The sequence below is a fragment of the Mucilaginibacter sp. P4_C11 genome (assembly GCF_056402115.1).
Genome location: NZ_JBFUIA010000004.1, coordinates 219,794 through 246,500 on the forward strand (window position 1 = coordinate 219,794; position 26,707 = coordinate 246,500).

14 protein-coding genes are annotated in these 26,707 nt (G+C 43.5%); 3 read left to right on the forward strand and 11 right to left on the reverse strand.

Annotation, left to right across the window (positions count from 1 at the left end; all coding sequences use genetic code 11):
• Positions 1-12 precede the first annotated feature (12 nt).
• Complete coding sequence (locus AC1DU2_RS05565) at positions 13-1,572, forward strand: RagB/SusD family nutrient uptake outer membrane protein (RefSeq protein ID WP_477383231.1); 1,560 nt, start codon at positions 13-15, stop codon at positions 1,570-1,572.
• A gap of 74 nt (positions 1,573-1,646) precedes the next feature.
• On the forward strand, positions 1,647-5,210 hold the full coding sequence (locus tag AC1DU2_RS05570; RefSeq protein ID WP_477383232.1) for a VCBS repeat-containing protein: 3,564 nt from the start codon (positions 1,647-1,649) through the stop codon (positions 5,208-5,210).
• 325 nt (positions 5,211-5,535) lie between these two features.
• On the opposite strand, the gene AC1DU2_RS05575 is transcribed toward AC1DU2_RS05570, so the two are convergent.
• From AC1DU2_RS05575 to AC1DU2_RS05600, 6 genes are all read right to left on the reverse strand, one after another.
• Positions 5,536-7,761 carry an FG-GAP-like repeat-containing protein gene (locus AC1DU2_RS05575; protein WP_477360286.1) on the reverse strand — a complete coding sequence of 742 codons (2,226 nt, stop codon included), beginning with the start codon at positions 7,759-7,761 and terminating at the stop codon, positions 5,536-5,538.
• A gap of 283 nt (positions 7,762-8,044) precedes the next feature.
• Entirely contained in the window at positions 8,045-9,250 is a 1,206-nt protein-coding gene (locus AC1DU2_RS05580) for an endo-1,4-beta-xylanase (RefSeq protein WP_477383233.1), read from the reverse strand.
• Between the two features lie 55 nt (positions 9,251-9,305).
• A complete protein-coding gene (locus AC1DU2_RS05585) occupies positions 9,306-10,160 on the reverse strand; it encodes a sialate O-acetylesterase (protein ID WP_477383234.1) in 855 nt (284 codons plus the stop codon).
• Between the two features lie 14 nt (positions 10,161-10,174).
• Complete coding sequence (locus AC1DU2_RS05590; protein ID WP_477383236.1) at positions 10,175-12,148, reverse strand: alpha/beta hydrolase-fold protein; 1,974 nt, start codon at positions 12,146-12,148, stop codon at positions 10,175-10,177.
• Between the two features lie 30 nt (positions 12,149-12,178).
• A complete protein-coding gene (locus AC1DU2_RS05595; protein WP_477360297.1) occupies positions 12,179-13,453 on the reverse strand; it encodes a family 8 glycosyl hydrolase in 1,275 nt (424 codons plus the stop codon).
• A 68-nt stretch (positions 13,454-13,521) separates the two neighbouring features.
• The gene (locus tag AC1DU2_RS05600) at positions 13,522-15,483 is read right to left on the reverse strand and encodes a family 43 glycosylhydrolase (RefSeq protein WP_477383238.1); all 1,962 of its coding nucleotides are present in this window, start codon (positions 15,481-15,483) and stop codon (positions 13,522-13,524) included.
• Positions 15,484-16,102: 619 nt separating this feature from the next.
• Between AC1DU2_RS05600 and AC1DU2_RS05605 the strand changes: the two genes are divergently transcribed.
• Positions 16,103-20,239 carry a hybrid sensor histidine kinase/response regulator transcription factor gene (locus AC1DU2_RS05605; protein WP_477383239.1) on the forward strand — a complete coding sequence of 1,379 codons (4,137 nt, stop codon included), beginning with the start codon at positions 16,103-16,105 and terminating at the stop codon, positions 20,237-20,239.
• A 204-nt stretch (positions 20,240-20,443) separates the two neighbouring features.
• Here AC1DU2_RS05605 and AC1DU2_RS05610 read toward each other — a convergent pair whose 3' ends face one another.
• From AC1DU2_RS05610 to AC1DU2_RS05630, 5 genes are all read right to left on the reverse strand, one after another.
• Complete coding sequence (locus tag AC1DU2_RS05610) at positions 20,444-21,784, reverse strand: family 43 glycosylhydrolase (RefSeq protein WP_477383241.1); 1,341 nt, start codon at positions 21,782-21,784, stop codon at positions 20,444-20,446.
• A gap of 70 nt (positions 21,785-21,854) precedes the next feature.
• Complete coding sequence (locus AC1DU2_RS05615; protein WP_477383242.1) at positions 21,855-23,000, reverse strand: alpha/beta hydrolase-fold protein; 1,146 nt, start codon at positions 22,998-23,000, stop codon at positions 21,855-21,857.
• A 231-nt stretch (positions 23,001-23,231) separates the two neighbouring features.
• Positions 23,232-24,794 (reverse strand): glycoside hydrolase family 43 protein, encoded by a 1,563-nt coding sequence (locus tag AC1DU2_RS05620; RefSeq protein ID WP_477383243.1) that lies wholly within the window; start codon positions 24,792-24,794, stop codon positions 23,232-23,234.
• 99 nt (positions 24,795-24,893) lie between these two features.
• A complete protein-coding gene (locus tag AC1DU2_RS05625) occupies positions 24,894-25,064 on the reverse strand; it encodes a hypothetical protein (protein WP_477360309.1) in 171 nt (56 codons plus the stop codon).
• 154 nt (positions 25,065-25,218) lie between these two features.
• The gene (locus tag AC1DU2_RS05630) at positions 25,219-26,667 is read right to left on the reverse strand and encodes a family 43 glycosylhydrolase (RefSeq protein ID WP_477383244.1); all 1,449 of its coding nucleotides are present in this window, start codon (positions 26,665-26,667) and stop codon (positions 25,219-25,221) included.
• Between the last annotated feature and the right edge of the window lie 40 nt (positions 26,668-26,707).

The following is a 26,707-nucleotide window of genomic DNA, read 5'->3' on the forward strand; positions in this document are numbered from 1 at the left end:
AATTGATATATTATGAAACATAGAAAAATTTATTTATTGTCAACCGTTATTTTATTAACGATAACGGTGGTCGTATTATCCTGTAAAAAAACAGCTCTGGATACGTCTGATCCAAATAACCTTACTACCGCCAACTATTATAAAACAGCAGCGCAATTAAAGTCGGGAGTTAACGCCATTTATGCGGTTATGCATCAAAACAACCTGGTATCCCGGGAATGGTATTACCTGCATGATACCAGGAGCGATGAGGTAGCGCCAGGCGGTGGGCAACTGGAAGCTCCAAGGCTTCAATTGTACAACAATACCGACGACCCTACAAACTCTGTGATGAACTCTGTTTGGAATGGCTGGTACACCGTAATATTCCGCGCAAACGTGGTAACAGATAATGCACCAAACGTTACAGATAACGTAGCTGATGCGAAAAAATCTGTGGGCGAGGCAAAATTCCTGCGTGCCTGGGCTTATTTCGACCTGGTTAGCATGTGGGGCGGGGTGCCTTTGGTAACATCGGTGCCCAAAAGCCCAACAGATTTTAAACCACGTGCCGAGGTTGCCGCCGTATATGCACAAATAGTTCAGGACCTGACAGATGCCGCGGCAGTGTTACCCGGCAAATCCTCTACTGATAAAGGCAGGGCCACCGCCGCCGCTGCTAATGCATTGCTGGGCAGGGTGTTAATGCAACAAGGCAATTATGCTGAAGCTAAAGCTGCATTCCTGAAGATACCTACCAGCGGAGCCGATGGCTATTCATTAACTGCCCGTTATCTTGATAATTTTGAGTTAGCCACTGAATTTAATAATGAATCAATTTTTGAAGTTGTATTTGTGGATAAAGGAACTAATGGTTACAACTGGGGTGGCGAAAGCGCAACTGAAGAGCAATCGACAGTTAGAAATCAGGAATACTGCCCTGTTGCATGGCGAAACCTTATTCCTTCAAACAAATACCTGAATGAATTTGAAAGCACGGCTGCGGGTGCGGTAAAAACAGATCCCCGTTTTTCCTATAGCGTTTATCAAAGCGGCGACCTTTATAACAACGGCCAAAGTACTTTAACTGATGCCGATCAAAACGGTAATTCCTCTATACTTCATGGCGTTACCAAAAAGATAAGCTGGCGTAAATTCATGATCATTTACCAGGAAAGCGCTTCAACGGCTGGCTTTCACCCGGCCGGCAACAACCAGCGTATTATACGCTACTCGGAAATTTTGCTTGACCTTGCCGAGTGTGCTAACGAAACCGGCGATATTGCCGGGGCCGTAGCTTACCTTAACCAGGTGCGTGCAAGAGCAGATGTTGCCATGCCTCCTTATCCAACAGCTCAATTCCCGGTAACATCCAAAAGCGACGTGGTTAAAGCCATCATGCACGAAAAAATGGTAGAGCTGGGCGATGAAGAAGTACGTAACATCGATATTTTAAGATGGCGTAAGAAAGGGTATTTTACCACCGAGCCTATTGCCGGATTCCATGCCAACAGAGACGAATTATTACCTATACCTCAAGCCGAACTGGATAATAACCCATTAGTTAGCGGTCATCAAAACCCAGGCTATTAATTTATTTTGCAGTTAATTTAAAAGCGGGCGGCCTAAAAGCCGCCTGCTTTTTTCTTATATTTAAATTACATTTTATGAAGAGGCTCCTCATAGGTTTTACCATTGCTGTATCACTTTGGTCGTGTAAAAAGCATACGCTATTTGTGCAAGTGCCATCTTCCGGCTCGGGTATTGTGTTTAATAACCTGATCACAGAAAACGACTCCATTAACCCCATTGATAACGCTACTGTATATAATGGCGGAGGCGTAGGCATAGGCGATTTTAATAACGATGGACTACAGGATATTTACTTTGTAGGCAATATGGTGCCCAATAAGCTATATATCAACAAGGGAAATTTCAGGTTTGACGATGTTACTGCAGTAGCAGGGGTAGATGGTAAGGGGCGCTGGGGAAAGGGTGCTGCTGTAATTGATATCAATAACGACGGTTTGCCCGATATATACGTATGTAATTCGTTTGCCAACGATCCTCAAAAAAGGCAAAACCTGCTGTATGTAAACAAGGGGATCAATAAGGATGGTATTCCTGTATTTAACGAGGAGGCAAAGGAATACGGCCTTGATATCCGGCTATTCTCGACGATGGCGAGTTTCTTTGACTATGATAATGACGGCGACCTTGACATGTACTTAACCGTTAACGAGCCAAACCCTGCTGAGTTTCCCAACCAATTCAGGCCTATTAATATTACCGGCACCGGCAGAAGCATGGGACGATTGTACCGGAACGATTGGGACCCGAAACTTAAGCACCCTGTATTTACAGATGTGTCATTAGCAGCCGGTATCAAGATTGAAGGTTACGGGCATGCTGCAACTATAGCTGATATTAACCTTGATGGCTGGAAAGATATATATGTTACCAACGACTTCCTATCTAACAATATCCTGTACATCAATAATTATGATGGCACCTTTACAGATAAGTCGAAGTCGTATTTTAAGCATACCTCGTTCAATGCCATGGGACAGGATATTGAGGACATCAACAATGATGGGCTGGCCGATATATTTGAACTGGACATGAGCCCTGCCGATAATTACCGAAAAAAAATGATGTCGGGACCGAGCAGCTATAATACCATTCAAAATTTCGACCATTATGGTTATCAATATCAATACGTGCGAAACACATTACAGCTGAACCAGGGTCCATCTATGGGAGAAAATAACCAGGTTGGCCCCCCGGCATTTAGCGAGGTTGGCTTTTTAGGCGGCGTAGCCCAAACAGACTGGAGCTGGACCCCGATGGTAACCGATTTTGATAATGACGGTTACCGGGATGTAATTGTTACCAACGGTTATCCGCGCGATGTTACAGATCATGATTTTATCGCTTACAGATCCAATGCATTTTTAATAACGCCAAAGAAGGAAGTTCTCAAGCAGATACCATCAGTTAAAATTCACAATTACGGCTTCCGTAACCAGGATGGTTTGCAATTTAAGGATGTGAGCCTGGATTGGGGCCTGGGTATCCCCTCATTTTCAAATGGTGCAGCCTATGCCGACCTTAATAATGACGGCGCAATGGACCTTGTGATTAATAATATTAATGACGAGGCGTTAATTTATAAAAATACCGCCGGCGAGGGCGCCGAAAACGTGCAGCACTACCTCAACATAAAGTTTAAGGGCCCAAATCAGAATGTAGAGGGAATAGGAACCTTTGTTGATATATATTACCAGCACGGTTTACACCAGGTTTATGAAAACAACCCTTACCGGGGCTATCTTACCAGTATTCAGCCTATAGCACATTTTGGGTTAGGCAAATGCAAAACCATAGATTCGGTAGTTGTTAAATGGCCCAACAAATACAGGCAAACATTTTTAAATGTAGCTGCCGATCAAACTTTGGCTGCAAACATTAATAATGCCGGCCAAACCTATACATGGGCAAATCCGGGGCAACTAAAAAGCCCGTTATTTACCAATATCACCGGCAAAAGCGCTGTTAAATACATTCATCGTGACACAGATTATACAGACTTTAATATTCAAAAGCTTTTGCCGCATAAACTTTCAGAATATAATCCGGCGCTGTCAGTCGGCGATATTAACAGTGATGGCTTAGATGATATAGTTGTCGGTGGAAATTTGAAAAATCCGGCTCAGATTTTTTTTCAACAAAAGAACGGCACATTTATACAACGGGGCCTTTTAGAAGGAAAGAAATATGAGCACCCCTATCTTGATGGCGGAATTCTGATTTTCGACTCAAACGGCGATAGATTTCCTGATGTACTAATTACCGGCAGTGGTTATAAGACAGCCGCAAACGATCTGGCATACCAGGACCGCTTATATATTAACGACGGCAAAGGCCATTTTGCGCTTGCAAAAGATGCGTTGCCGGTCTGTTTTAAAAGTAAGTTGTGTGTAAGGGCTTTTGACTTTAACAACGACGGCAAATTAGATTTGTTTATTTCGGGACGGGTGGAGCCATGGAGATACCCCGAACCGGTGAATAGCTATATTTTAAGAAATGACACAAAGGACGGAAAAGTAAAATTCACAGATGTAACTGGTGAAGTTGCCCCAGACTTAAAAAAGATAGGGTTGATATGCGATGCCATTTTTAGTGATTTTGACAACGATGGTAAAACAGATTTGATATTGGCAGGAGAATGGATGCCGCTAACCTTCCTGAAAAACACAGGCGGTAAATTTGTTAACGTTACAACCAAAACCGGCCTTAGCAATAAAACCGGGTGGTGGAACTCAATAGTTGCGGGCGATTTCAGGCATACAGGCAGAATGGATTACATAGTGGGTAATACCGGCCTCAATACCCTTTACCAGGCCAGTGACGAATTCCCGGCCTTTATTACAGCAGGCGACTTTGACAAGAGAAACCGGTTTGATGCATTTCCATCATTGTACCTGCCGGGTAAAGACGACGTTAAACGGGAATACCCGGCAAATGTAAGGGAGGATGCTATTAAGCAAATGATAACCCTGCGTGCCAAATTCACCAATTATCATTCATACGCCGAGGCTACGATGCAAGATGTGCTGAGCGCCGATCAAATGAAAAATGCGTTACGGCTTAAAGCCACCGAGTTAAGGTCCTGCTATTTCAGGAACGATGGCGAAGGTAAATTCACGATAATTCCCCTGCCAGTTGAAGCGCAGGTTTCTGTATTGAATGGGATGGTGGCCGACGATTTTGACGCGGACGGCAATCTCGATCTGTTGATCAATGGAAATGATTTTGGCACCGACGTTTCTATTGGCAGGTATGATGCCTTAAATGGCTTACTGCTGAAGGGTAACGGCAAGGGTAATTTTGCGCCCATATCAATTGCGCGCAGTGGGATATATTTACCAGGAGATGGAAAGGCCCTTGTAAAATTAAAGGGTGCAAACAATAATTATCTGATGGCGGCAAGCGAACATTTAGGGCCGCTCCGGATTTTTCAATTAAATGCTAAAGTATCTATGTTAAAATTAGATGATACAGATCAAAGCGCTATTATAACATACAAAAATGGCAGCCAGGCTAAACAGGAATTTTACTATGGCAGTTCGTTTCTTTCCCAATCGTCCAGGTTTATTCTTATTAACGATAAAATAGCACAGGTATCAATAAAAAACACCTCAGGGACAAGCAGGCTTTTTAAATTCTAAATCAAATATCGCCGCAGGGCGATTAGTTGGTTGGCTATTTTAACAAAGGTACTTCAACCAGGGCAACTCTGATCATCGTTCACGGCACGCTGAGTGGTAAAATTTCGCGAAACTCTGAAGGAGGAATGACATCGTAAAAAAGGGCTGTCATGGTGAGCTTGTCGAACCATAGCGGGCAAAGGCCTCTCCGCGCGACCCTTCGACAGGCTCAGGGTGACAGGCCCACGCACCTCGAAAAGAAAACATGTCATAGGTAGCGATGACCAGGGTTCCCCTTTTTATCCTGGAGCAGGCGCAATAACCTAACTTAAAAACACCCTCGCCTTTACATGCCAGCCATTTGCATTTGCATCGCGGGCTCGCTTGTATTAAATTTAAGTGGCTTCAAATTAAGTGGGGTTAACTTGCCATCCTCCGTTATTTCCAGGAATTGATTGGGCTTTACATCGTAAAAATGCTGCACAGTACCGCTGCCTGCCCATCGTATCTCGATGTCATCAATCATTTTGGCCTGTCCTATCCCTATCTCCTGCCTTAGCGGAGATGAGCCGAAGCTGCCGCCGGAATTTACATCCTTGAACACACTTCGCTGTACGCCATTTTCTGTAAAGGTTACCTTTATTCTTGAGCCAATAGCCGACTTATTTGAGTGTGTTCCCACCAATTTTAAACCCACCCAACTATTATTATTTTGACCCGGATTAAGGTATAATGCGCTTTTGTAGGCATCGCCTATATAAGCGCCGCCCATTTCAATAAAAATATCCTGCAACCCGTTATTTCTAAAATCGGCAAATGATACGCCATGCCCCTTTTGCAAATTGCCGGTACGCGATGAACTGGTTACATCGGCAAATTTTTTGCCGCCAATATTTCTGAAAAGCTTGTTAGGTATCAGTGATCCAAAATCGGGATTGCCGGTACCAAAATAAATATCGGGATAGCCGTCATTATCAATATCGCCAAAATTGCCTCCCATGCTAAAAACTGCCTTGTTCAGCCCAACATCGTGGGTTACATTGGTAAAAGTACCATCGCGGTTGTTTTTAAAAAGAAAAATATTGCCATTATCTGCCACTGGGGTACCCAACGCCTCCAATGCGGCGTAATATCCCAAGGTTGTGTTAAAATTGTAACTGCTCAACAAAATATCGGGCCAGCCATCATTGTTGTAATCATAAAACCAGGTGGTAAATGTATTTTGTTTGATATTGATGCCTGCCTTTTCGGCTACATCATCAAAACCTACGTTGTTCCCTCCTTTACATTTATTTTTCAGCAAATATTTTCTTCCACTCATGGTAGATATAAAAATATCAGGCCAGCCATCATTATTGTAATCGGCCGATGTTACCCCTTTCACAAAGTCGTTGATCTGGCAATGGGCCTTTTGCGCCATTTCTTTAAAAGTACCATCATGATTATTCATATAGAGCGCAGATGGATGGTTATTGTTAGGGTTGGTTCCGCCATGGCTTTCCATCCCGATAAAAACATCAAGCCAGCCATCGTTATTAAAATCGGCCCATACGGCAGTTTGTGTAGGATGCATAAATTTAAGGCCGGCTGCAATGGTAACATCGGTAAACCTGCCGTTACCGTTGTTTTTAAGCAATGAACCCGGCTGGTTACCAAAACCATCCCGAAGCCAGCCTCCCCGCATGATAAAAATATCCGGACGGCCATCATTGTTGTAATCGGTTTGTTGGATATTTAGGCCGCCAACTTCATCCTGTAAGCCACTTTGAGCGGTACGGTCGCTAAAAGTCCCGTCGCCGTTGTTATGGAAGTAATGCATATGATCCTGCAGATCCATCCCCGATGTAATAATATCTATATATCCGTCGCCGTCAAAATCGTCGGCTATGGATCCGCCCGCCCTGCTGTTCAGGTTGATGCCAACATTTGCGGCTACATCTGTAAATGGTTTTACTTTGTACGGCCCGTCATCTGCATTTAAGTTAGGGATCAGGTATTGGGCAGGAACTTGCTCCGGATAGCCATTTAAGGTCATATAAGCAATATTTAACAGCCAGCGGGACTGGGCATCCTGTGGATTGCTTTTCAAAATATTCTCCAGTGCTCCAATTGCCTGCCGCGATCCTGTTTGAACCTGGTGTATGCCTGCCCCCTTAATAGGAAATATGCACGATGCCCCGTTGTGGCCAAGCATACAATTGGCACGTTCGCCCAAACGCATAAATGCAACAGCTTCATCGGGCTGTGTATTAACAGGGTTCATGTAACGCGGCAGCTTCGCAATTTTCGAATATATGTCAACAGCTTGTTGTTCGTGTCCTTCCTGTAACTCAAATAATGCTTTTTTCGATAATAGCTGCACATCATAATTTGGAGAACCGGCCTTTAACATCGAATCGCAGGAGGCAAGGCGGGCGTCGGAACTAAAAACATTTTGAGCGTTATAATTTCGCTTTTTAAGCTGTTGCAGCAAGTCGGCCATTTTTATTGGGGAGTGCGGCTTGCATGATAGTAGTAAACTACAAATAGCCGCAGCAAAAAACATGGTTATTTTGGCAAATCGTGATAGCATGATAATTGGTTAAAAAAACGACACGGATTTCTGCCCCTAACCATAAAAGGTGACCAGCTAAACAAATTCACTCGTAAAACGAATAGAAACAAACTAATTGATATCTGATAACCCTTGTTAAGCAGCAGTTAACAAATATAAAAAGCGATGATACTATCAAACACAACGTTTGTTTATATTCCTATAACACCTGTTTAAACTCCCGGCATGGTTTGCGTTTGCGCCCCACATCACTTTGCTAATTCCACATGGTATCCTGCAACGAGGCAAAAGCTGCCTCCGTTTAAAAACCCACTACAGACCAGTATGCTTTTTTGCGCTGCCGGTTTTCATCAAACAATAAGGGATAGGCTTTTTTAACCATGCGTGGCGTGTTGCCGCCTGCGGCGGCTCCGCCCATTAGGCCTCCGCCTCTCTGGTCAAGCCAGCTGTACCGGTCAGATACATTCCAGAATGTAACGTTTGTTATAAACTTTTTATACTGCCGGAAGATATCGAAAGCCATCTTGTATTGCGCTATTTGTTTGGCTTCCAATTCTGGCGTATAACCAGGGTCTGGTACGGGCGGCGTTGTAGCCCTCGGCGCAGGGTTTGGTTGTGGCAAATGTATGGTAATATCCAATTCGGTAAATTGCACCTTTAAACCTAAGGAGGTTACTTCATCCAGGGCTTTACGTAATTCGTCGGGCGATGGCTCATTTAACTTCCAATGCGCCTGCATGCCCACCCCGTCAATCGGCACGTGGTCATCAACCAATTTTTTTAATAATTTATATATCTTCTCCCTTTTTACCGGGTGCTCACTATTATAATCATTATAGTAAAGCTTCGCCTGTGGATCGGCTTCGTGCGCATACCTGAACGCAGCCTCTATAAAATCGGGACCATTGCATACGTTGTACCAGTTGCTTTTGCGGTATATCTGCGTTGTATCATTGCTGTCATCAACGGCCTCGTTAACCACATCCCAGGCGTAAATTTTACCCTTGTATCTTCCGGCAACAGCAAAAATATGATCCTTTAGGCGCTTTAACAGCAATTCTTTGGTAACAGGCTTTCCATCGGCCCCTTTAAACATCCACGCTGCCTCCTGGTTATGCCAGCATAAGTTATGCCCGCGTATTTTAATATGATGACTCGTGGCAAAATCAACAATATCATCGGCATTTTTCCAATTATAAACATTTTCTGAGGGGTGTATAGGGCCCATCTTCATATCGTTCTCGGCCGTTACACTGTTAAATTCTTTGACAATTAATGCTGAATCAGGGCCATGCAAGGCTGCCGTGTTAACGGCTACACCAATTGGGAAATAGCTTTTATAATAATCTTTTAAACCCTTATTCGGATCATCGGCGGTAGTACCCGCCTTGAATGATGAAGCCACCTGGTGTTTCGGTGTACATTGAACGAGCGACAAAACAATAATGGCAATTGCCGGGAGCAGGAAGCCGCGGTTAGCTTTTTTATTAACAGCAGAAAAATTCATTGGTTATTAGTGGTTTTAATTGGTAGTGGTTAACTTTTATACTTCGCTCAGCATGTTAATGAATCGTGGTTTCCTTAAGCTTGTAACCTAATAATGAAAGCATAGCCTCGCCATATCGTTTGCCTAATAACCTGTACCCTGCTGCATTAAAATGCAGGTGATCGGGAGAACTGGTGCAACCCGCTGATGAAATAACGTATGAGTTGGCAACTGTTTGTGGCAGGGTGGCGATAATTTTATTCATCGCGGCGCAAGCACCTCCCTGGTCGGCATTTACTAACTCGCCTGCAAGTAAAGGCACTTTTTTAGGTTTCAGCTTTAAATCCCTGATTAAATTATCATAAATCCCTTTTACTTTTTCTGTCCATAGCGTATCATTAGGGTTCGATTCTCCCTGGTGTAACAAAACGCCTTTAATTACGCCATACTTTTGAGCTAACGTGGCCAGTTCTATCAACCTTGCATATGGATTACCGCCATATTCGGCGGCTATACCTTTCATCCAGCCGGGGGCGGTTGCAAGGTATGACTGATAGGTGTCCTTTTCAAAAACCTCGATTTTGGCACCGGCGACAGAAACATTTATAATGCCTATCCGTATCTTTTCAGGAAGATTCGCCACCAAAGTCCGGCCGAAATAATCTGCCGGCGTTAAGCCAGTTGTACATCGCGCCAACGGCGGTACTGCCGTATACCAATTATCTTTTATCCTGCCTCTGTCGCCGCAATCAACAGCCTGCAATATCTGAAACCTGCTATCAACAGCGGTAGTATCCTGGGCCTCAACTCTTGCATTGCCTTCCATATTTGATTGGCCGAAGCAAATAAATATGTAAAAATTCTTGTCTTGCGAAAAACTTTTGAGGCTTAACAACGTAAGGCATGTTGCAGCTATCAATCTAAGCTTCATTTTCATAAATAATTTCAATTCTTGAATATCAGGCTTGCAAACTGGTTTAAGGAACGCCTCCAGGATTGCCACTCATGCGCAGTGCCCGGCGACTCGTAAAACACGTGTTTAATGCCGGCCTTTTCAAGTGCTTCGTGAAAGCCCTTTACCGTGGTTTGCATTCTTTCCGGCTCGGTAGTTCCAACACTTAAATAAAGTACTTTAAGCTTTTTGTTAAAAGCATTGGCATCAGCAAATACACCATTATACATTTTGGTTATATCGGTACCGGGCTGCATAAAGGCCGCGCCGCTAAAACCTCCCACGTAGGCAAACTTATCGATGTTGGTCATGGTAGTTTGTAAAGTTTGAAACCCTCCCATTGAAAGCCCTGCCATAGCGCGATGATCGCGGTCGGTAAGCGTCCTGAATTTTGCATCAACCATCGGGATAATTTCCTTTACAAGCACATCCGGAAAAACATTACCTGCCATACTCATTCCGCGGGCGTTAGTAGTAACCGGTTGCGTTGGATCTGTAGCATACCCCCTATCCATAACAACTATCATAGGCGTTGCCTGTTTCCCGGCTATGAGGTTATCCAATATAAAATTCATTTTACCTTGTGTGGGCCAGCCGGTTTCGTCTTCGCCCGAGCCATGTTGTAAGTAAAGCACCGGAAATCTTTTGTCGGTTTGGGTATCATAACCAGGAGGGGTGTATACATTTGCACGCCTCCATGCCTTTGTTATGTTTGAGTAGTAGTTTACCGAACGCACCTCACCATGAGGCACATCTTTGGTAGTATAAAAATCACCCTCCGGATCAGGAATATCAATCCCACTTGCCATTCTTCCCATACCGTAAAAAGTTTGACTTGATGGATCGACCACAGCAACATCGTCAATTATCAAAGAATAATAGTGAAATCCTAATACAATTGGGTCGGTAGTTACTGTCCAATAACCCCCGGTATCTTTAGTCATTGGATACTTTTTCAATAAGTCAATTTGAACACTTTGTGCCTTCGGGGCCTTTACACGAAAAAAAACGGTATTATCCGGAAATATCTGCGGATACTGCACGCCCGGAATATTAGTGGGCGCCGGTACACCTACTTCATTATAAGCATATTGGGGAAACGTTGAGGCATCTACCGGCTTAAAAAGCATTTGTGAAAACATATATAAGCCATTTTTCCAAACCTTAAAGTTATGCACACCCGGCTCGATATAGTAGACATGCGGCACGCTTTTCTCTGCCAGGTAATCGTGAGTTCGTTTGCTAAATGCAATTAGCCCGTCGCTTGATCCGCATGATATCCAAAGCAACTTCAGTTTTCTTTTTGCCTCGTCGGGGTTAGGGACCAGTTCTTCAGGCTTTTTAGTATTGGGGGCCGAGGAAAAGCCACCAACCCATGAAAATACATCAAGGTTTCCCAAGCCAAAATTTAATGATTGCCCGCCGCCCATAGAAAGGCCGGCCACTGCCCTATGGTCCTTATCTGTATATACACGGTATTTACTATCAATAAAGGGTATCAGATCGGTTAACAAATCTTTTTCAAAAACGGCAAAACCTTGTACTTTATCAGGTGCCATGATGTTTCCTGTCGCACGGTCGTCCTTTAAAGCCCTTCCGTTCGGTAACACAACTATCATGGGCACAATTTTGCCTTCGGCATATAGATTATCCAATATAACCTGGGGGCTTCCACCGTTATACCATTCTTTTTCATCGCCACCTATGCCATGTAAAAGATACAACACGGGGTATTTTTTACTTTTAGAATATCCGGGAGGTGTGTAAATAAGCGCGCGGCGGGTATTGCCCACAGTTTTTGATTGATAAGTAATGGTATCAATTTTACCATGCGGAATATCTGCACGAAATACATCGAAGCCCGCCCTTGCCTGGTGAACTATATTTTGTGAAAAAACCGGTATGGTAAATAGCAGAACAGCGTATGCCGCAAACAAAACTTGCCTAATATGTTGTAATATACTCATTGTTAATATTGTTGACAGGTAAATAATTTATCAATTGGTTTGTGGTTGTATAAGCTGGTATTTGCCGCTGAGATGCATCAGGCTGAATAAATACAACAAGCCGTCGTAATATGGATCGAAATATCCATCTGTATAAGGTTCGAGTTTAGCGCTCCAAAGAGGCCGCACGAAATCGAATTTTGTATTATCGGCTATCATGAGCGAGGCTGCGGCAGAGGTGGACACCAATCCCAAAGAATGCCGTAATTTTTTGACTCCTCCTGCCGGAAGAACAAAAGCGGGTGTAGATCCATCTGTGTTAAACTGATCCTCAAAATCATTTATCCCCTTCGATCTTAAAAAGTTTTGAAAGCGTTTTGCATAATCCTGCTGCCACTTTTTGTCTTTCCCAAACCACACATAATCCATCGCGATATTCATTGGTACGCGCCAGGAGTCGAAACGAAAAGCCGACGGCATTCGCCTTCCACCGAGTGACTTGCCATTAAAATCGGTATTATCGGGGTTAAGTGCTGTAACGGGGTCACAAGCCCTGTGTAAAAACACTCTCGCAGTATCTGCACAATCCCGGTAAAATTGTTCATGGCCGTCTTTTGCATAAAGCGCCCATACCTCGTAAAATGCAGGCAGATGATAGGACGGATCTGTCCATCCATACCCGGCGCCTTCGGGCACAAAGGAAATTTGCTTAGCCGCCATGTTTATTAAAGGATGAACATTCGCGGCGCCTTCTTTTTTCCACATGGCATCAAGTATCCGCCTGGCCTCCGCATAATAATTAATGCCTGTACTGTTTCCCCACTTATTGGAGGCAAAAAGCAGGTCGGTTACATAGTATAGTTCTCCATCAGATGCAGAACCCTCTGAGTTATGCTTCATGGTTTGCGGATTAATGCTCCAGGCAAAATATCCCTCGCTTGGCCCGTCCTGGTGTTGAAGATACTTTTTTGACCATCTCCATATGCGGTCGAAGACATCTTTTTTATTAAGCTGCACAGCGATCATCATACCATATGAAAGACCCTCTGTCCTGGCATCGTGGTTTTTCACATCAGACACGTAGGCCATTGAATCGCCTACCTCGAAATAAACCTTGTTGGGGCCTTCAAACACATCATGATAAGCCTTGGCCACCTTTATGTTGATATCACCCTTGCTGTATCCTGCTTCATGAAAAAGATCAGGATAAAAACCAGAAGCAACAGCCCCTTTACCTGGCATTTTTTTGGAAGCTTTGTGGTTTTGGCTATTTGCCAAAGCGGGTAGCAAAGCAATCATTACATACAGTAACACTAATTTTTGCATACTTAAGTCGTAGTTAAATAAAGATTTTGTCTTACTAATTTTCATATTGGTCAATAACTAAAGTCATCCTACTTGCCGGGAAACCTTATGCTTTTAATAAAGATGCTTTGCGGAACGCCTGCTGGATACTGCACAAAAATGTCATGTTGCCCGGTAACATTTTTAAGTTGTTTGCTGAATGTTTTATAACCACCGTTGCCTGTAGCACTTAGCGGTATTGTAGCTATCAATTTACCGGTCCGAAGATCATCAAGCCATATTTGAAGCGTGCCTTTGCGATTTGACGAAGCAAGTACCTGGACTGAAGACGGCGACTGATTTCCAAGTTCCACACCAGATATCATAAACCATCCGCCATACAAGGATGTATTGGTTACTGTTTTCTCCATCCCTTTATTAACAGTTGCTATTCCATAGTAATTACGATAGCCTGCTGCCGGTAAGGATGAGGCCCCGTCCTTGCAAATAAAACAGTCGAAGTCCGCCGGCTTTCCTTCTGCAAATAACCCTACGCTTGTACCTACCCATGAATTATAATTTGGCTGGGTTCCATCAAGTTTAACTGCATTAATTGCCCCGCCTAAAGAAACCCAGGTTTTTCCGTCGCCGCTATAATATCCGGTTAGTTCATGGCCGTTTCTTTCCAGTTTCAGCCAAACTGTGTTTCCGAAGATGTTCGGCGCGCTCCTACTGGCGGTATCCATAGTAAAAACAATTTTCCTTCCGTTATTGTAACCACTGTAAAGCCTCACCACTACTGCCTGGTTTCCGTTAGTAAGGTAAATGCCAGCCTTGGTAGCGTCATTGGTTGCCCGCAGGTCAACTTTGGTAACAGCGGAATAATAGTGGTCTGTTTCTTTTTGAACAAGATGGGTACGGGCAGAATCGGGCGTAAGCCTTATCCAGCCCCTCCGGGCGGTAAGTGAATAAGATGCTGAAGCTTTTTTGGTGAGGAAATGCCAGTTAAGACTCAATACGCTGCCGTCAAAATAATCTGTCTTTACACTTGTCCATGAAATACCTGATGCTGGCAGGTTCGGTTTCGGAACAGGCAAGGTGGTTGGCGCCATGCCCCATGGCCTGTCGCCCTCCCAGGTTACGGGATAAAGAGAGGTTTGGCGCCCGGTACCAGACCAGTCGTCGCCATCGTACTTTTCATAGCTTTGCCCGATGGTCCACCACGTTCCATCGGCTAATTGAACGGGAGCCGAAATGTGGTTAGGGCGGCGAAAACCTGCCTTATCATCGGTAGCCGGCTTAAAAAAGTTACCCAGCCTCTCCCATTTTGTCGAATCGCCTGTCAATGCTCTTCCTCTTAAAACATATTGTCCGCCGGTAACATCGCCAGCCGGGAAGTAGTAATAATAGCCATTACGTTTACACATTACCGGGCCCTCTGCCCAGCTATATTGTAGCCTGGCGTTTACCCAATCGAGATTTATCACATGATCTGTTAATTGGCCATCCCTGTCCAAGGCTTGTAAACGATTAACTTTTTGACCGTTTTTTATGACCATGTAAGGTTTTCCGTCATCATCCACAAAAATGGAGTTGTCATAACCAAGGTTACCTGTTTCGGGGTTAGACTTTACCTGTACAGGAGCAGACCATGGCCCTTTAGGGGAACTTGCCTTACAAAACCACTGCCCGCCGGCCGAAAAGTAGATCCAGTAGGAGCCGTAAAAGTAGGTTATAGCACCCTGCCAGATACCCACTGAAGGCCTATCGGTAACCCAGGCTGCTTTGGGTGATGGCAGCACCCTGCTTATTACCTCCCAATGAACAAGGTCTTTTGAGTGATAAATGGGCAGGTAGGGGTTAAAATGAAAGGAAGAGCCGCAATGATAAAAATCATCTCCTATCTTAAGTAAGGTGGGGTCCGGGTGATCGCCAGGTAATATAGGGTTCACATAGGTGTTAACTGTTTGATAAAACCGAGAGGAATCTGGTATTTTTTCCTGGCCGTTTACCAACAAAACGGAGCGCGTGAAGATGAAGATAAGGCCCGTAAGCCGGATTAATTGGTGCATAATATTTGATAATTCCGATTGTGCCCGGCGCGTTTTAAATTGAAGTGTTGGTTTACAGAATGGTTGTTCATCTGGCGATTTAAGCATTCAACGTTGTGAAACCAACATTTGTTAAATCAACTCTGACCAAAAGTATTTTTAAAACAGAACTTGATGTGCCACAAATGTTGAATTAATCAACACTTTGGTTGAAATAACTACCCTTTTACGACACCTATGCCTTAATCAGGCAAGGCAACAGCAAAACTCTAAATCATTTGACTGCCTAATATTTCATTTCTGCATTGGAAAGTAAATTGTGATACCGAAGGTTTATCAGCAATAAACGGCCGCCTCAAGTTACTACAAATTAAGAGGCTTTACCTCGATGTTTTACGTTACAAATTCAAATATGCAAGTAAATATTGCACCGGGCATTCAGGTTAAAATCGCTATTTTTTTATTTATGCAATCGATTGCTTTTTATTAATTTATAGTTTATATTTACGTTGTGTGATTTTCACCAAACACTTGTTTGAAGTTGCACCGTTATAAACCTCCTATTTTTGAAAATGAAATTATTAGTACATCATCTGCGGATAAAGCGGGATGCTGTACAAATTTTTTAAACAGTACCGGAATGTTAAATTGCCTATTACAACTTAAGCGAGCTGCGGTTACACGATTATTCTTAATTGTATTCACAGTATCAATCCTTATCACTAATCAATGCCAGGGGCAGTCTTTACGATTTACTGTACTTACATCTCACGATGGTTTGCTGTCAAACACGATTAATGCAATCATTAAGGATCGTTATGGTTTTTTGTGGTTTGCAACAGCGGATGGCCTGGACAGATTTGACGGATTAGAACATAAGCCGTATCGTTTTGACCCTGCGGACAAATCGGGCTTTCGCTCCAGGGAGGTTACAAGTATGTACGAGGATGAGGCTGGGCAGTTTTGGGTAGCAACCATGGGAGGCGGGCTATATTACCTTGACCGTTCTCAAGATCAGTTCCGAAATTACAAGGAGAGTTCTGCATCCGGACATCTTGCAAACAGCTACATCAAATCTATCTACGGTGATACGCACGGCCGGCTTTGGATTGGTATGTTAGGAGGCCTGTGCGTGCTTGACCCTAAAACAAACAAAGAGGTATTTTACAAAACCGATGAGCAAAAACCCGGACAGCTACATTCGGGTGTTATATTATCCATCTTTCAGGACAGTCAGCGCCGGATGTGGATAGGGACAGGTAAAGGCCTTTATCTTTATAATGAACCATCAAACAGCTTCATTGCCTTTATGCACAAAAAAGACGACCCCGCAAGTATACCGGGTGAGGCGATAAATACCATAGCCGAATTTCAGCATAAATTATGGATAGGGACTGACAATGGCTTAAGCACCCTATCGGCAGATTTAAAAACCTTTACAAGTTTCAAATACAGCCCTGATGATGATAGTACCCTTAGCGGTAACCTTATATATAGCATTGCTGCGGATGGCCATAAAATTTGGGTAGGTACCGAAGGCGGTTTGGATATCTTAGATCCAATAACCGGAAAGGTAAAACGTTACAATCATGACGATAGGGATAAATACAGCGTAAGCAGTAAATCCATCCGTTGTATTTATAAGGACCCCGATGGAATTTACTGGCTTGGCACTTACCAGGGTGGTGTGGATAAGTATGACAAAAACCTTACTTTATTTAATTCAAAGCAAAACAATGCTTATGATCCTGCCGGGTTAAGCGCGCCATTTGTTTCGTCATTTGCCGAGAATAAGGACGGGGACCTGTTTGTTGGCACAGATGGCGGAGGCTTGAATCTTTTTCATGTCAAGAGCGGCTTGTTCAGTCATATTCCTATTAAATCAAAAACAAGCAGCAACTCGGCCGGGCTTCCTATACTAACCATGATGCTTGACCGCAATCAACAACTCTGGATAGGCACGTTCCAGGATGGTTTGTTCATTTACAATACAAAAACAGGCGCGTACCAACAGTTAAATGCAGGAAATGATAATGCACACATAAACCACAACGAAATTTTTTGCTTAAAGGAAGACAGTAAAGGCCGGGTATGGATAGGGACCAATGGTGGCGGCGTTAATGTATTTGACCCTGGCACAAAAACCTTTTTTAAATATACGTCAACTCCTGCAACTGCCGGCGAACGTAATTTGCCTGTAAATGGTTATATCAGAGCTATTGAAGAGGACCGCGACGGAAACATTTGGATTGGCACCTATGGCAGCGGAATAGCAGTCTTAAATCCCACTACTCAAAAGTTCCGGGTGTATAATAACAAGATTACCGGAATGGCTATTGATCGCACTTTTTCGCTGTTGCAGGACCATAAGGGCAACATGTGGATTGGCACTGCCGGAGATGGGCTATTTTGCTTTAACCTCGACCATAAAAAATTTGTCAATTACTCGGCCCCAAACGAATTGCCAGATGGCGTTGTACATAAACTACTGGAGGACTACAGCGGCAACATATGGTTAAGCACTGATAAGGGAATATGCAGGTTTAACGCAGTATCTAAAAAGTTCACTCATTATTCCACCTACAATGGCCTACAAAACGATGCGTTCATCGACGGATCGGGCCTCCGGACAACCAAGGGCCTGCTTTTCTTTGGCGGGGCCAAGGGCTTTAATTATATTGACCCGCAGCAGGATGTAAAACTTAACAACAATACTCCCCCGGTATTTTTAACCAGCCTTAAAATTAACAATAACGTTGTGTTATCCGGCAGCCACTCACCGCTTAAACAGGATATTTCGGTAGCAACCCAAATTGACCTGGATTATAAAGAAAACTTTTCAATCAGTTATTCTGCCATTAATTACACGCTTCCCCAGCAGAGCAGGTATGCCTATATGCTTAAATCGTTCAATAAAAACTGGAATTATGTAGGTTCGGCTACAACGGCGTATTACACCAATTTAGATCCTGGCGAATACCTCTTTGTAGTGCGGGCTTGCAATAACGATGGGATATGGAATAATTCAGGCGCCCAAATTCGTATTATAATTCATCCACCAATATGGATGACTTGGTACGCCTATTTGTTATACGCCCTGATGGCCTCGGGCTCGTTATTGTTCATCCGTCACAGAGGGATAAAGAAATTAAAAGGAAAACTGGCGCTGGAACAGGAAAGAAGGGAAGCAGAGCGATTGCATGAACTTGATGAGCTTAAAATTAAATTTCTTACTAACCTCAGCCATGAGTTCCGCACACCAATCTCGCTTATCATGGCACCTGCAGATAAGCTGTTGGCAGAACATAAGGATGAACAAACCACAGGCCAATTGGCCGTGATACGGCGCAATGCGCGGCGCTTGTTGAATTTGGTTAACCAGCTTTTAGATTTCCGCAAGTTAGAAGAACAAGAATTAAAGCTTAACCTCACCGAAGGCGAAATATTTTCATTTGTAAGCGATGTTGTAGATTCTTTTCATGACCTGTCAGAATCGCGAAGCATCACCTTTAATTTTAAGACATCCGCCGAAAAGTTGTTCGTTCGATTTGACCACGATAAGGTAGAGCGCATTTTATTTAACCTGCTCTCCAACGCATTTAAATTTACACCACCCGGTGGGGCGGTTTCTGTTGACGTTATTCAGCACCCTACGCCGCACATTGATAAAACTACTTTGGAATTTAAAATAAGTGACACCGGTATCGGCATCAACCCGGACAGGAAACACCTGATATTTAAACGGTTTTACCAGGCAGGAGAAACTAACGCAGCAAACGTAAATCCGGGAAGCGGAATCGGTTTGTCAATTACTAAAGAGTTTGTTGAAATGCACGGCGGCACCATTACTGTTGAAAGCGAATTAGGAAGAGGTTCTGACTTCAGCGTGAGGATCCCTCTTGAAGTTTTTGCTGAGCGGTCAATACAAGTTCAACTTGCTGGTAAAACAGATATTAAGGAAAAAGAGCTCCGTACAAAAAGAAATATTGCGCAGGCAATTACAGACATGCCGTTACTGCTTATCGTGGAAGATAATGATGAGTTTCGCTTTTACATTAAAGACCATTTAATGGCGCAATATAAAATTGTTGAAGCTTCAAATGGTGCAGAGGGCTGGGATAAGGCACTATCATGCCATCCTGATTTGATCATTAGCGATATAACCATGCCATTTATGAATGGCATTACGCTGAGCAGGAAGATAAAAGCCGATAAACGTACCAGTCACATTCCGTTTATAATGCTTACTGCCTGCACGCGCGAAGACGAGCAGTTAAGAGGGCTTGAATCGGGGGCGAATGATTACCTGACCAAACCCTTTAATTTTGAAATTTTGAATGTCAAAATTAAAAATCTGTTACAGCTTAATACCATGCTTAAAAACACCTACAAAAAGCAATTGACGGTCATTCACCCCGATATAGCGGTTGAATCGGGCAGGGAGAAATTTTTAAACAAGGTGATCAATTACATAGATAACAACTTAAAMAACCCGAAATTTTCTGTTGTGGACCTTAGCGAGCATTTGGCAATGAGCCGGGGAGCACTTTACACAAAAATATTTGAGCTTACCGGGCTTCCTCCCGTTGAATTTATCCGCTCATATAAGCTTGACCGTGCTGCAATACTGCTTCTAAAAAGCGATCTGACAGTTACTCAAATAGCCTATGAAGCAGGTTTTGCGACACCGCATTATTTCTCCCGGTCATTTAAAGAAAAGTTTAACATGTTGCCATCCGATTACAGAAAGGCAGAAAATAACAGCGTATTGGTGTAGAACAGAATCCCGTTTATTATTGAAAACATCAACCTATGCCCGTAAAATTCACGCGGCTCTTTTTTGAACGAAAATGCATAAAAAGAGAGCGCAGCTTGGAGATTTTTCGGACATAGGTTGATTTCTAACACAGCGTGTAAACATATTTATCTCAATATGTTTACACGCTGGTAGGTTTATCACGAAACATTCGGTAAGTAGCGTTTAATTGAAGCTTATCCAGTCAACTTCTACATGGCCGCTGCCTTCTGTTTGCACAATAATGTTTTTTACGCCGGCAGGCATCGATATTAAAGCTTTTTTAACAACGCTCCAACTGTTACCCTTTGGTATAATAATTCTTGCTATAACCTTATCCGGATTATCTTCTGTACTTATTGCTAACGTTCCGCCGGTTGCCGAACAGGCGTTTACACTAATGTGTCTTGCTGTTTGTTTACCAAAAAACACACTGTTGTATTTTATCCAAGAGTTGGTTTTATTGAAAATCGCTTTCCAGCCCTTGAATTTGTTTAGCGTATCTATAAATTCCACCTCTACTCCATCCGCGCTTTTAGCACTATACCTATCTACCTGTATTTTTTTTGATGAGGCAGTTACGCCAACGCCACGTAATGTAGGGATGACCTTGCGGATAGTGCCATCTTCATTAAAAAATAAACTATCGGCCTGTACAGCCCGGTTTTTATCAAAGGCCGGCGATAAGTCGTCATTATGATAAAACAAGTACCATTGGTTTTTAAATTCTATGACAGATTGATGATTTGTCCAGCAACCCGAAGCTGATTCGTCCATAAGTACGCCGGCATATTTAAAGGGCCCGAGGGGACTATCTGACATGGCATATTCAAGCCGTTCTGTTTTATCGGCCACATGCGGATAAGTCATGTAGTAAATACCTTTTCGTTCAAATAAATAAGGCCCCTCCTTTAATCCCTTATCAGGGAAACCATCAAGTTTTATCGGCTCTGATGCCAGTTCAAGCATATTAGCTTTGAGTTTTGCGCCGTACAGATTTCCTTGGGCCCAATAAATATATGCCTGTCCGTCCTTATCAATTTGCACATTCGGGTCTATACCATGAACCCCGGCTATGGGCATCGGTTGAGGAACGAAGGGACCGTAAGGTTTATCGGCTATTGCAACACCAATTGAAAAGCCTTTGGCGCCGCCAGGTTTTGCAGGTGCCGGGAAATAAAAATAATATTTACCGGCCCGCTCAATACAATCAGGAGCCCACATGCTATAAGCTGCCGGGTCGGCCCAGGGTACTTTATTTTGGCTCACAATTACGCCGTGATCCGCCCAATCGGTTAGGTTGACTGACGAGAACACATGATAATCCTGCATACAAAACCAGCCAGCCCGGCCATGCCCGGGTGTAGCGGGAATGTCATGCGACGGGTAAAGGTATATCTTGTCATTAAAAACACGTACCGAGGGATCGGCGGTAAACTGGTTTTGTATAAGGGGGTTTTGTGCCATTAAACAATTGAACCATAAGATAGATACCATTAGCGCCGCGCATTTCTTAAAATCCGTCATTATTTATAGTTTGTTATCTTGTTTGTTAAATCGATTTCATTTATTGCCCATTAACTATTTAGCTGTATTATTATTTAAATAAAAGCGGGGCAAAGTTGTAAAGGTTATTCCTCCACACCGGCCATGTATGGCCTCCGGGATATTCATAATATATATGGCGTATGTTGAGTTCATCCAGTTTGGCCAGCATTATTTGACCGTTTTTATAGGCTATATCCTCTGTCCCGCCTTCTGATACCCAAAACAACTTCAAATTACTGTTGATCTTTGCACTGTTTTGTTTCAAATATTCATATTGTGGGTTGGCAATATTATTTTGCATGGGCAAAATCCAACCGGAACTAAACACGCCCAGGTATGAAAATGAATTGGTATTATATATGCCCGTATAAAGTGTATTAATACCCCCCATTGACAAGCCTGCCAATGCACGGTATTCGCTGGAGTTTTTAATCCGATAGTTTTTTTCGATAAAGGGGATAATGCATTGTTTTATTTCTGCCTCGAATGCCTTCAAGCCATCCTCGCCAAATGCGCCAGCCCCCAAATTAGCATCAGGCATTACAACCAACATAGGCCTGGCTCTCCGCTCTGCAATAAGATTATCCATAATCATATTCGTTTTTCCCTGGGTAGCCCAGCCGCGTTCGTCTTCGCCGCCGCCGTGTAAAATGTAAAGAACCGGGTATTTTTCGCTTATGTTGGCGTCATAAGCAGGCGGGGTATAGATATAAACCTGCCGCCAGGATTTGGTAACTGTTGAATAATATCTTTTTATCCTGATATCGCCGTGCGGCACATCTTTCTCTGCATAATAGTCGCCTTTGGCAAAAGGAATTTCTATACCGCTGGCCATCCTGCCCATGCCATAAAAACTTTCGCTTGCAGGATCGGCGGTGGCGATGCCATCTATCAAAAGCGAATAATAATGAAAACCTTCACCTATTGAATCGGTAGTAATACTCCAAAAGCCATCATCCCCCTTCACGAGATCGTATTTTTTTCCCAGCTCTATCTGCACCTTTTGAGCATCAGGGGCCTTTAACCGGAACATTACATGATGGTTGGGCAAAATAAGCGGGTACTGTGCCCCCCTGATATTTGTAGCAGCAGGCACACCTCCTGGAAAGCCTATACCCGGCGCTTTGTTGTCCTGGGATTTGGCCTGCAAGCACGAAAGTAACAAAAGGCAAAAAAGAGGTATTAAGTTTCTCATAGTTTTATATTCAGGATACTACTATCCCGATTAAAGCCTGAGGATAGTGCCACAAGGTAAAGTGATTATCAACTTGAGCGTAACACTGATTATTGCAATTGTAACACTGTTGTTTAAATCGGGCAAATAAAGGGCCTTTCCCCTCTTAAAAATGGATGCGGGTTTTATGTGGTGGCTTTCAAACAGCAAAAATCATCTATTCTGATAAATAACCGGATTAATGCTGGGTACCTATTTATTGCCTAATCGAAAATAATCGAAGTCCGCATATCCGCCGGTAACTTTTGTTGCGTAGTTAAAAAGACCAAACCGGTAACCCATAAAATGCGGAATAGTATATGCCATTTGAAGCGTGGTACCAATGGAAATCCAATTATTTCCGTCGGTACTGTAATAAAAATACGCTTTGTCTGTCCTATCTTTAAAATCACACGCGACCTTTAAATACACCCGGTTTTGGACTAACGGAATAATTGCCAACTCTGCCGGCGAACCGCCCTGCGCATTTACCATAACGATAAACTTTTTTCCGTTTTCGGCTTTTACGCCCACCCATCCAAATTTTTGCTGTAACAATGCAAGGCCGGCACAATCACCATCTTTAAGTCCGGATACATCAATAGCTGTAATGGCCGAACATTCAGGGCCAAACGTGCGCTGCGTAAGCGTATTTCTAGCCGTAATTAAAGTAGTATCAAGCCTCCCTGTAGTTAACCTAAGGTATCCCTTACGCTGACTTAGCGACCATAATTGATTAACGGGATTATGGTTCCATTGCCAAACCAGGGGCAAATCGTGCTCGCCGCGCCTACGGTTAAACTCATCCGATGAGATGATGCCCGGCATGAGCGGTTTATTTGCCGGTAGCGCGACAGTATCGGGTGCCTGATGATTTATACCTAATACAGGCCATCCATCTTCCCATTTTACAGGCACCAGGTAAGGCACCCGGCCTACTGAACCAAAATCGCGGAAAAGATAGGCAAACCACCGGCCGTTTGGTGTATTTACCAAACCACCCTGGGCTACGCCTTTGTCCTGTAATGCCAGGCGGCCCTCATAGGGGCCGGTAATATTATCTGCCCGGTGAATAAGAACACTTCGCATTCCACCACGCGGCCATGAAATGTTGAACAGGTAATATTTCCCCTTGATTTTAAACATCTGCGAGCCTTCTGCCGGCAAACCCAAATTCGGCCCGGCAGCCAGGCTGGCGTTCTCTATCAACACCTGTGGCTTTGTGCCGGGTTTTAGGCCGGAAAGATCATCGTTCAATTGCGCTAACATGATACGCCCACTTCCATAAATCATATAAACTTTACCATCATCATCAAAAAACAAGGAATGATCATGCAGGCTCGGCTTAAATGACAAGGCCTTCCAAGGGCCTTTTTCAATATCATGCGTGGTATAAATATACGTTTTGCCGGTATTGCCCGCAAAGGTAGATACATAGTAAATGCCATTGTGATAGCGCAGGCTGCTTGCCCACGAACCTCGCCCATAGCTACTTTTACCATTGTTTAAGTTTAGGTCATCGGTATCATCCAAAATATCATACGCATAGCTTACAAGTTTCCAGTTAACTAAATCTTTAGATTTCATGATTGGCACCCCGGGGCTCATATGCATAGTAGTACTGCTCATGTAATAAGCATTACCGACCCTGATTATTGAAATATCAGGCACATCCGCGTAAATAATTGGATTATGAGCCGTTTGGGCAAAAGCCGCGCAGGTGGTCAACAAAAAAAAAGCGAACCCCAGAAAATAGTTATTGAAAATTTTGCTCATGGTTGGTTTATGGTGTTATATGCATAAATAGCAAAAAACACGCTTAATTGCTTTACTCACAATTAAGCGCACTTAAATATATTAACACAGCAAGGCAGCTTAGTCTTTAAACAGCAGCGGCGCAAGTTCTTTCAGGCTGCGGCGCCCGGTTAGAAACTCATGGGCAGTATTCTCTGAAATAAAAGGCACGGCGTTGTAGCCTGCTTCTTTTAATGCAGTCGCAGCTTTATTTACTATAAGTAAACACTTTGAATTCATATCTTTCGTCATTTACATTTCAAGATAGTTGTATTTCCAGATTGCCATTCAACAAAATAGTATTAAGCCAACAGCACTAAGTCGTAAGTCTAAAGTTGAATTTTCCTTTTTTGGCTTAGAACTTAAGACTTTGGGCTAAAGACTATCCGGCAATTTATCATTGACATTAGTGAGTCCTGAAATTCCACTTGGAATTATCACTATCCATATCAAATTTGGCGAGTGTAGGCGTGCTGTCTCCAGATGAAACTAAAGCCAATTGCTCTTTCGAATTTGGAACCACTTTTGGCATAATCCGATAAGTTCCATCAGTCAGCTGATCAATTCGCCATAATTGTTCCGGCGCACCGGTAAACGTTGGTACTGTCACAAGCTCAGCTTCGGCTGTTGCTGCTAATGCGCGATCTGTTCCGGCAATTACTATCTGATAATATGGTCCGCCCAGGTATCCCCCTGCACCAGGGACTGGCGAGATTGTCCATTTTTGATGCGGGCGAAACATATAATCACTTATCCGCACACCAATGTTTCCGGCTGGCCAGCCTTTAACTACATCTGCTAACTCCTGCGATGGTACCGGTTTCACGGGTTCATCATTATTCCGGTTAAAACGCATCCCACCCGGCATTCTTATAAAATCAACGCCCAATTCTAAGGCATATCCCCTTCGCTCAGACTCAATCTCATAAGTTCCTTCTTTAAAGTTATCACCTCCCACAGGCCATCCATTTTTCCATAGTAACGGGCGGATACCTAATACGCTACGGCCACTTTGATCCAGATCTGCCTCGTAATGGCAAGACATTTTTTCTACCCCATCGCCAACTACAATGCGTCCAAAATGTCCTGGCCCAATCAGCCTGTCGCCAGCTGCAACTACCATTTTGCCGCCTCCTTTCAACATATCCCTTCCCATATTATCAAGATATGGCCCGGTTACTTTCCTGGAGCGGCCAACAACAATGTTATAAGTTGAGTTTGGGCCATCGCAACACGTACCATGTGTTCCAAGCAAATAGTACCATCCATCACGGTATAACAAATCTGTGGCCTCACAATCAATAGCTATGTTTAATGCTTTATTACCTTCAACACGCTTACCCGTTTTAGGGTCAAGCTCCACCAGGCGTATATACCCAAAATAGGTGCCGTACGATAACCATAACCTTCCATCGGTTGGGTCAAGCAGAAGCCCCGGATCTATCGCGTCATTATCCTCGATACCATCAGACGAAGCAACTTTTACAGGTTCTGAATATTTAAAGTCCGGAGATTTTGGATCAAGCGACTTATTCCACATGGTCAGTATTGTTCCGTTATGACCGCCTGCCAGGCCACCGCCGGTGGCGCCATAAACAATAAGGTAGCGGTCACCAATTTTTAATACATCAGGAGCGGCCCCGCCGCCTGGTCTTACTCCGCCTCCATTCCATGTCCAGCCATCTTCGGATATTAACCCGCCTCCAAATGTTCCGAATGTGTAATACTTTCCATCGCATTCTGCAATGGTAGAGGGGTCATGTATAAATGGTTTGCCAACTTGTGCATTGGCCTGTCCGGTTAATAACAATGAAAACAGGGCTATAGTACTTAATACCTTTACTATTAATTTCATAATAACTCAATTGCTTTACAAATTCGATGTTAGATGGGAT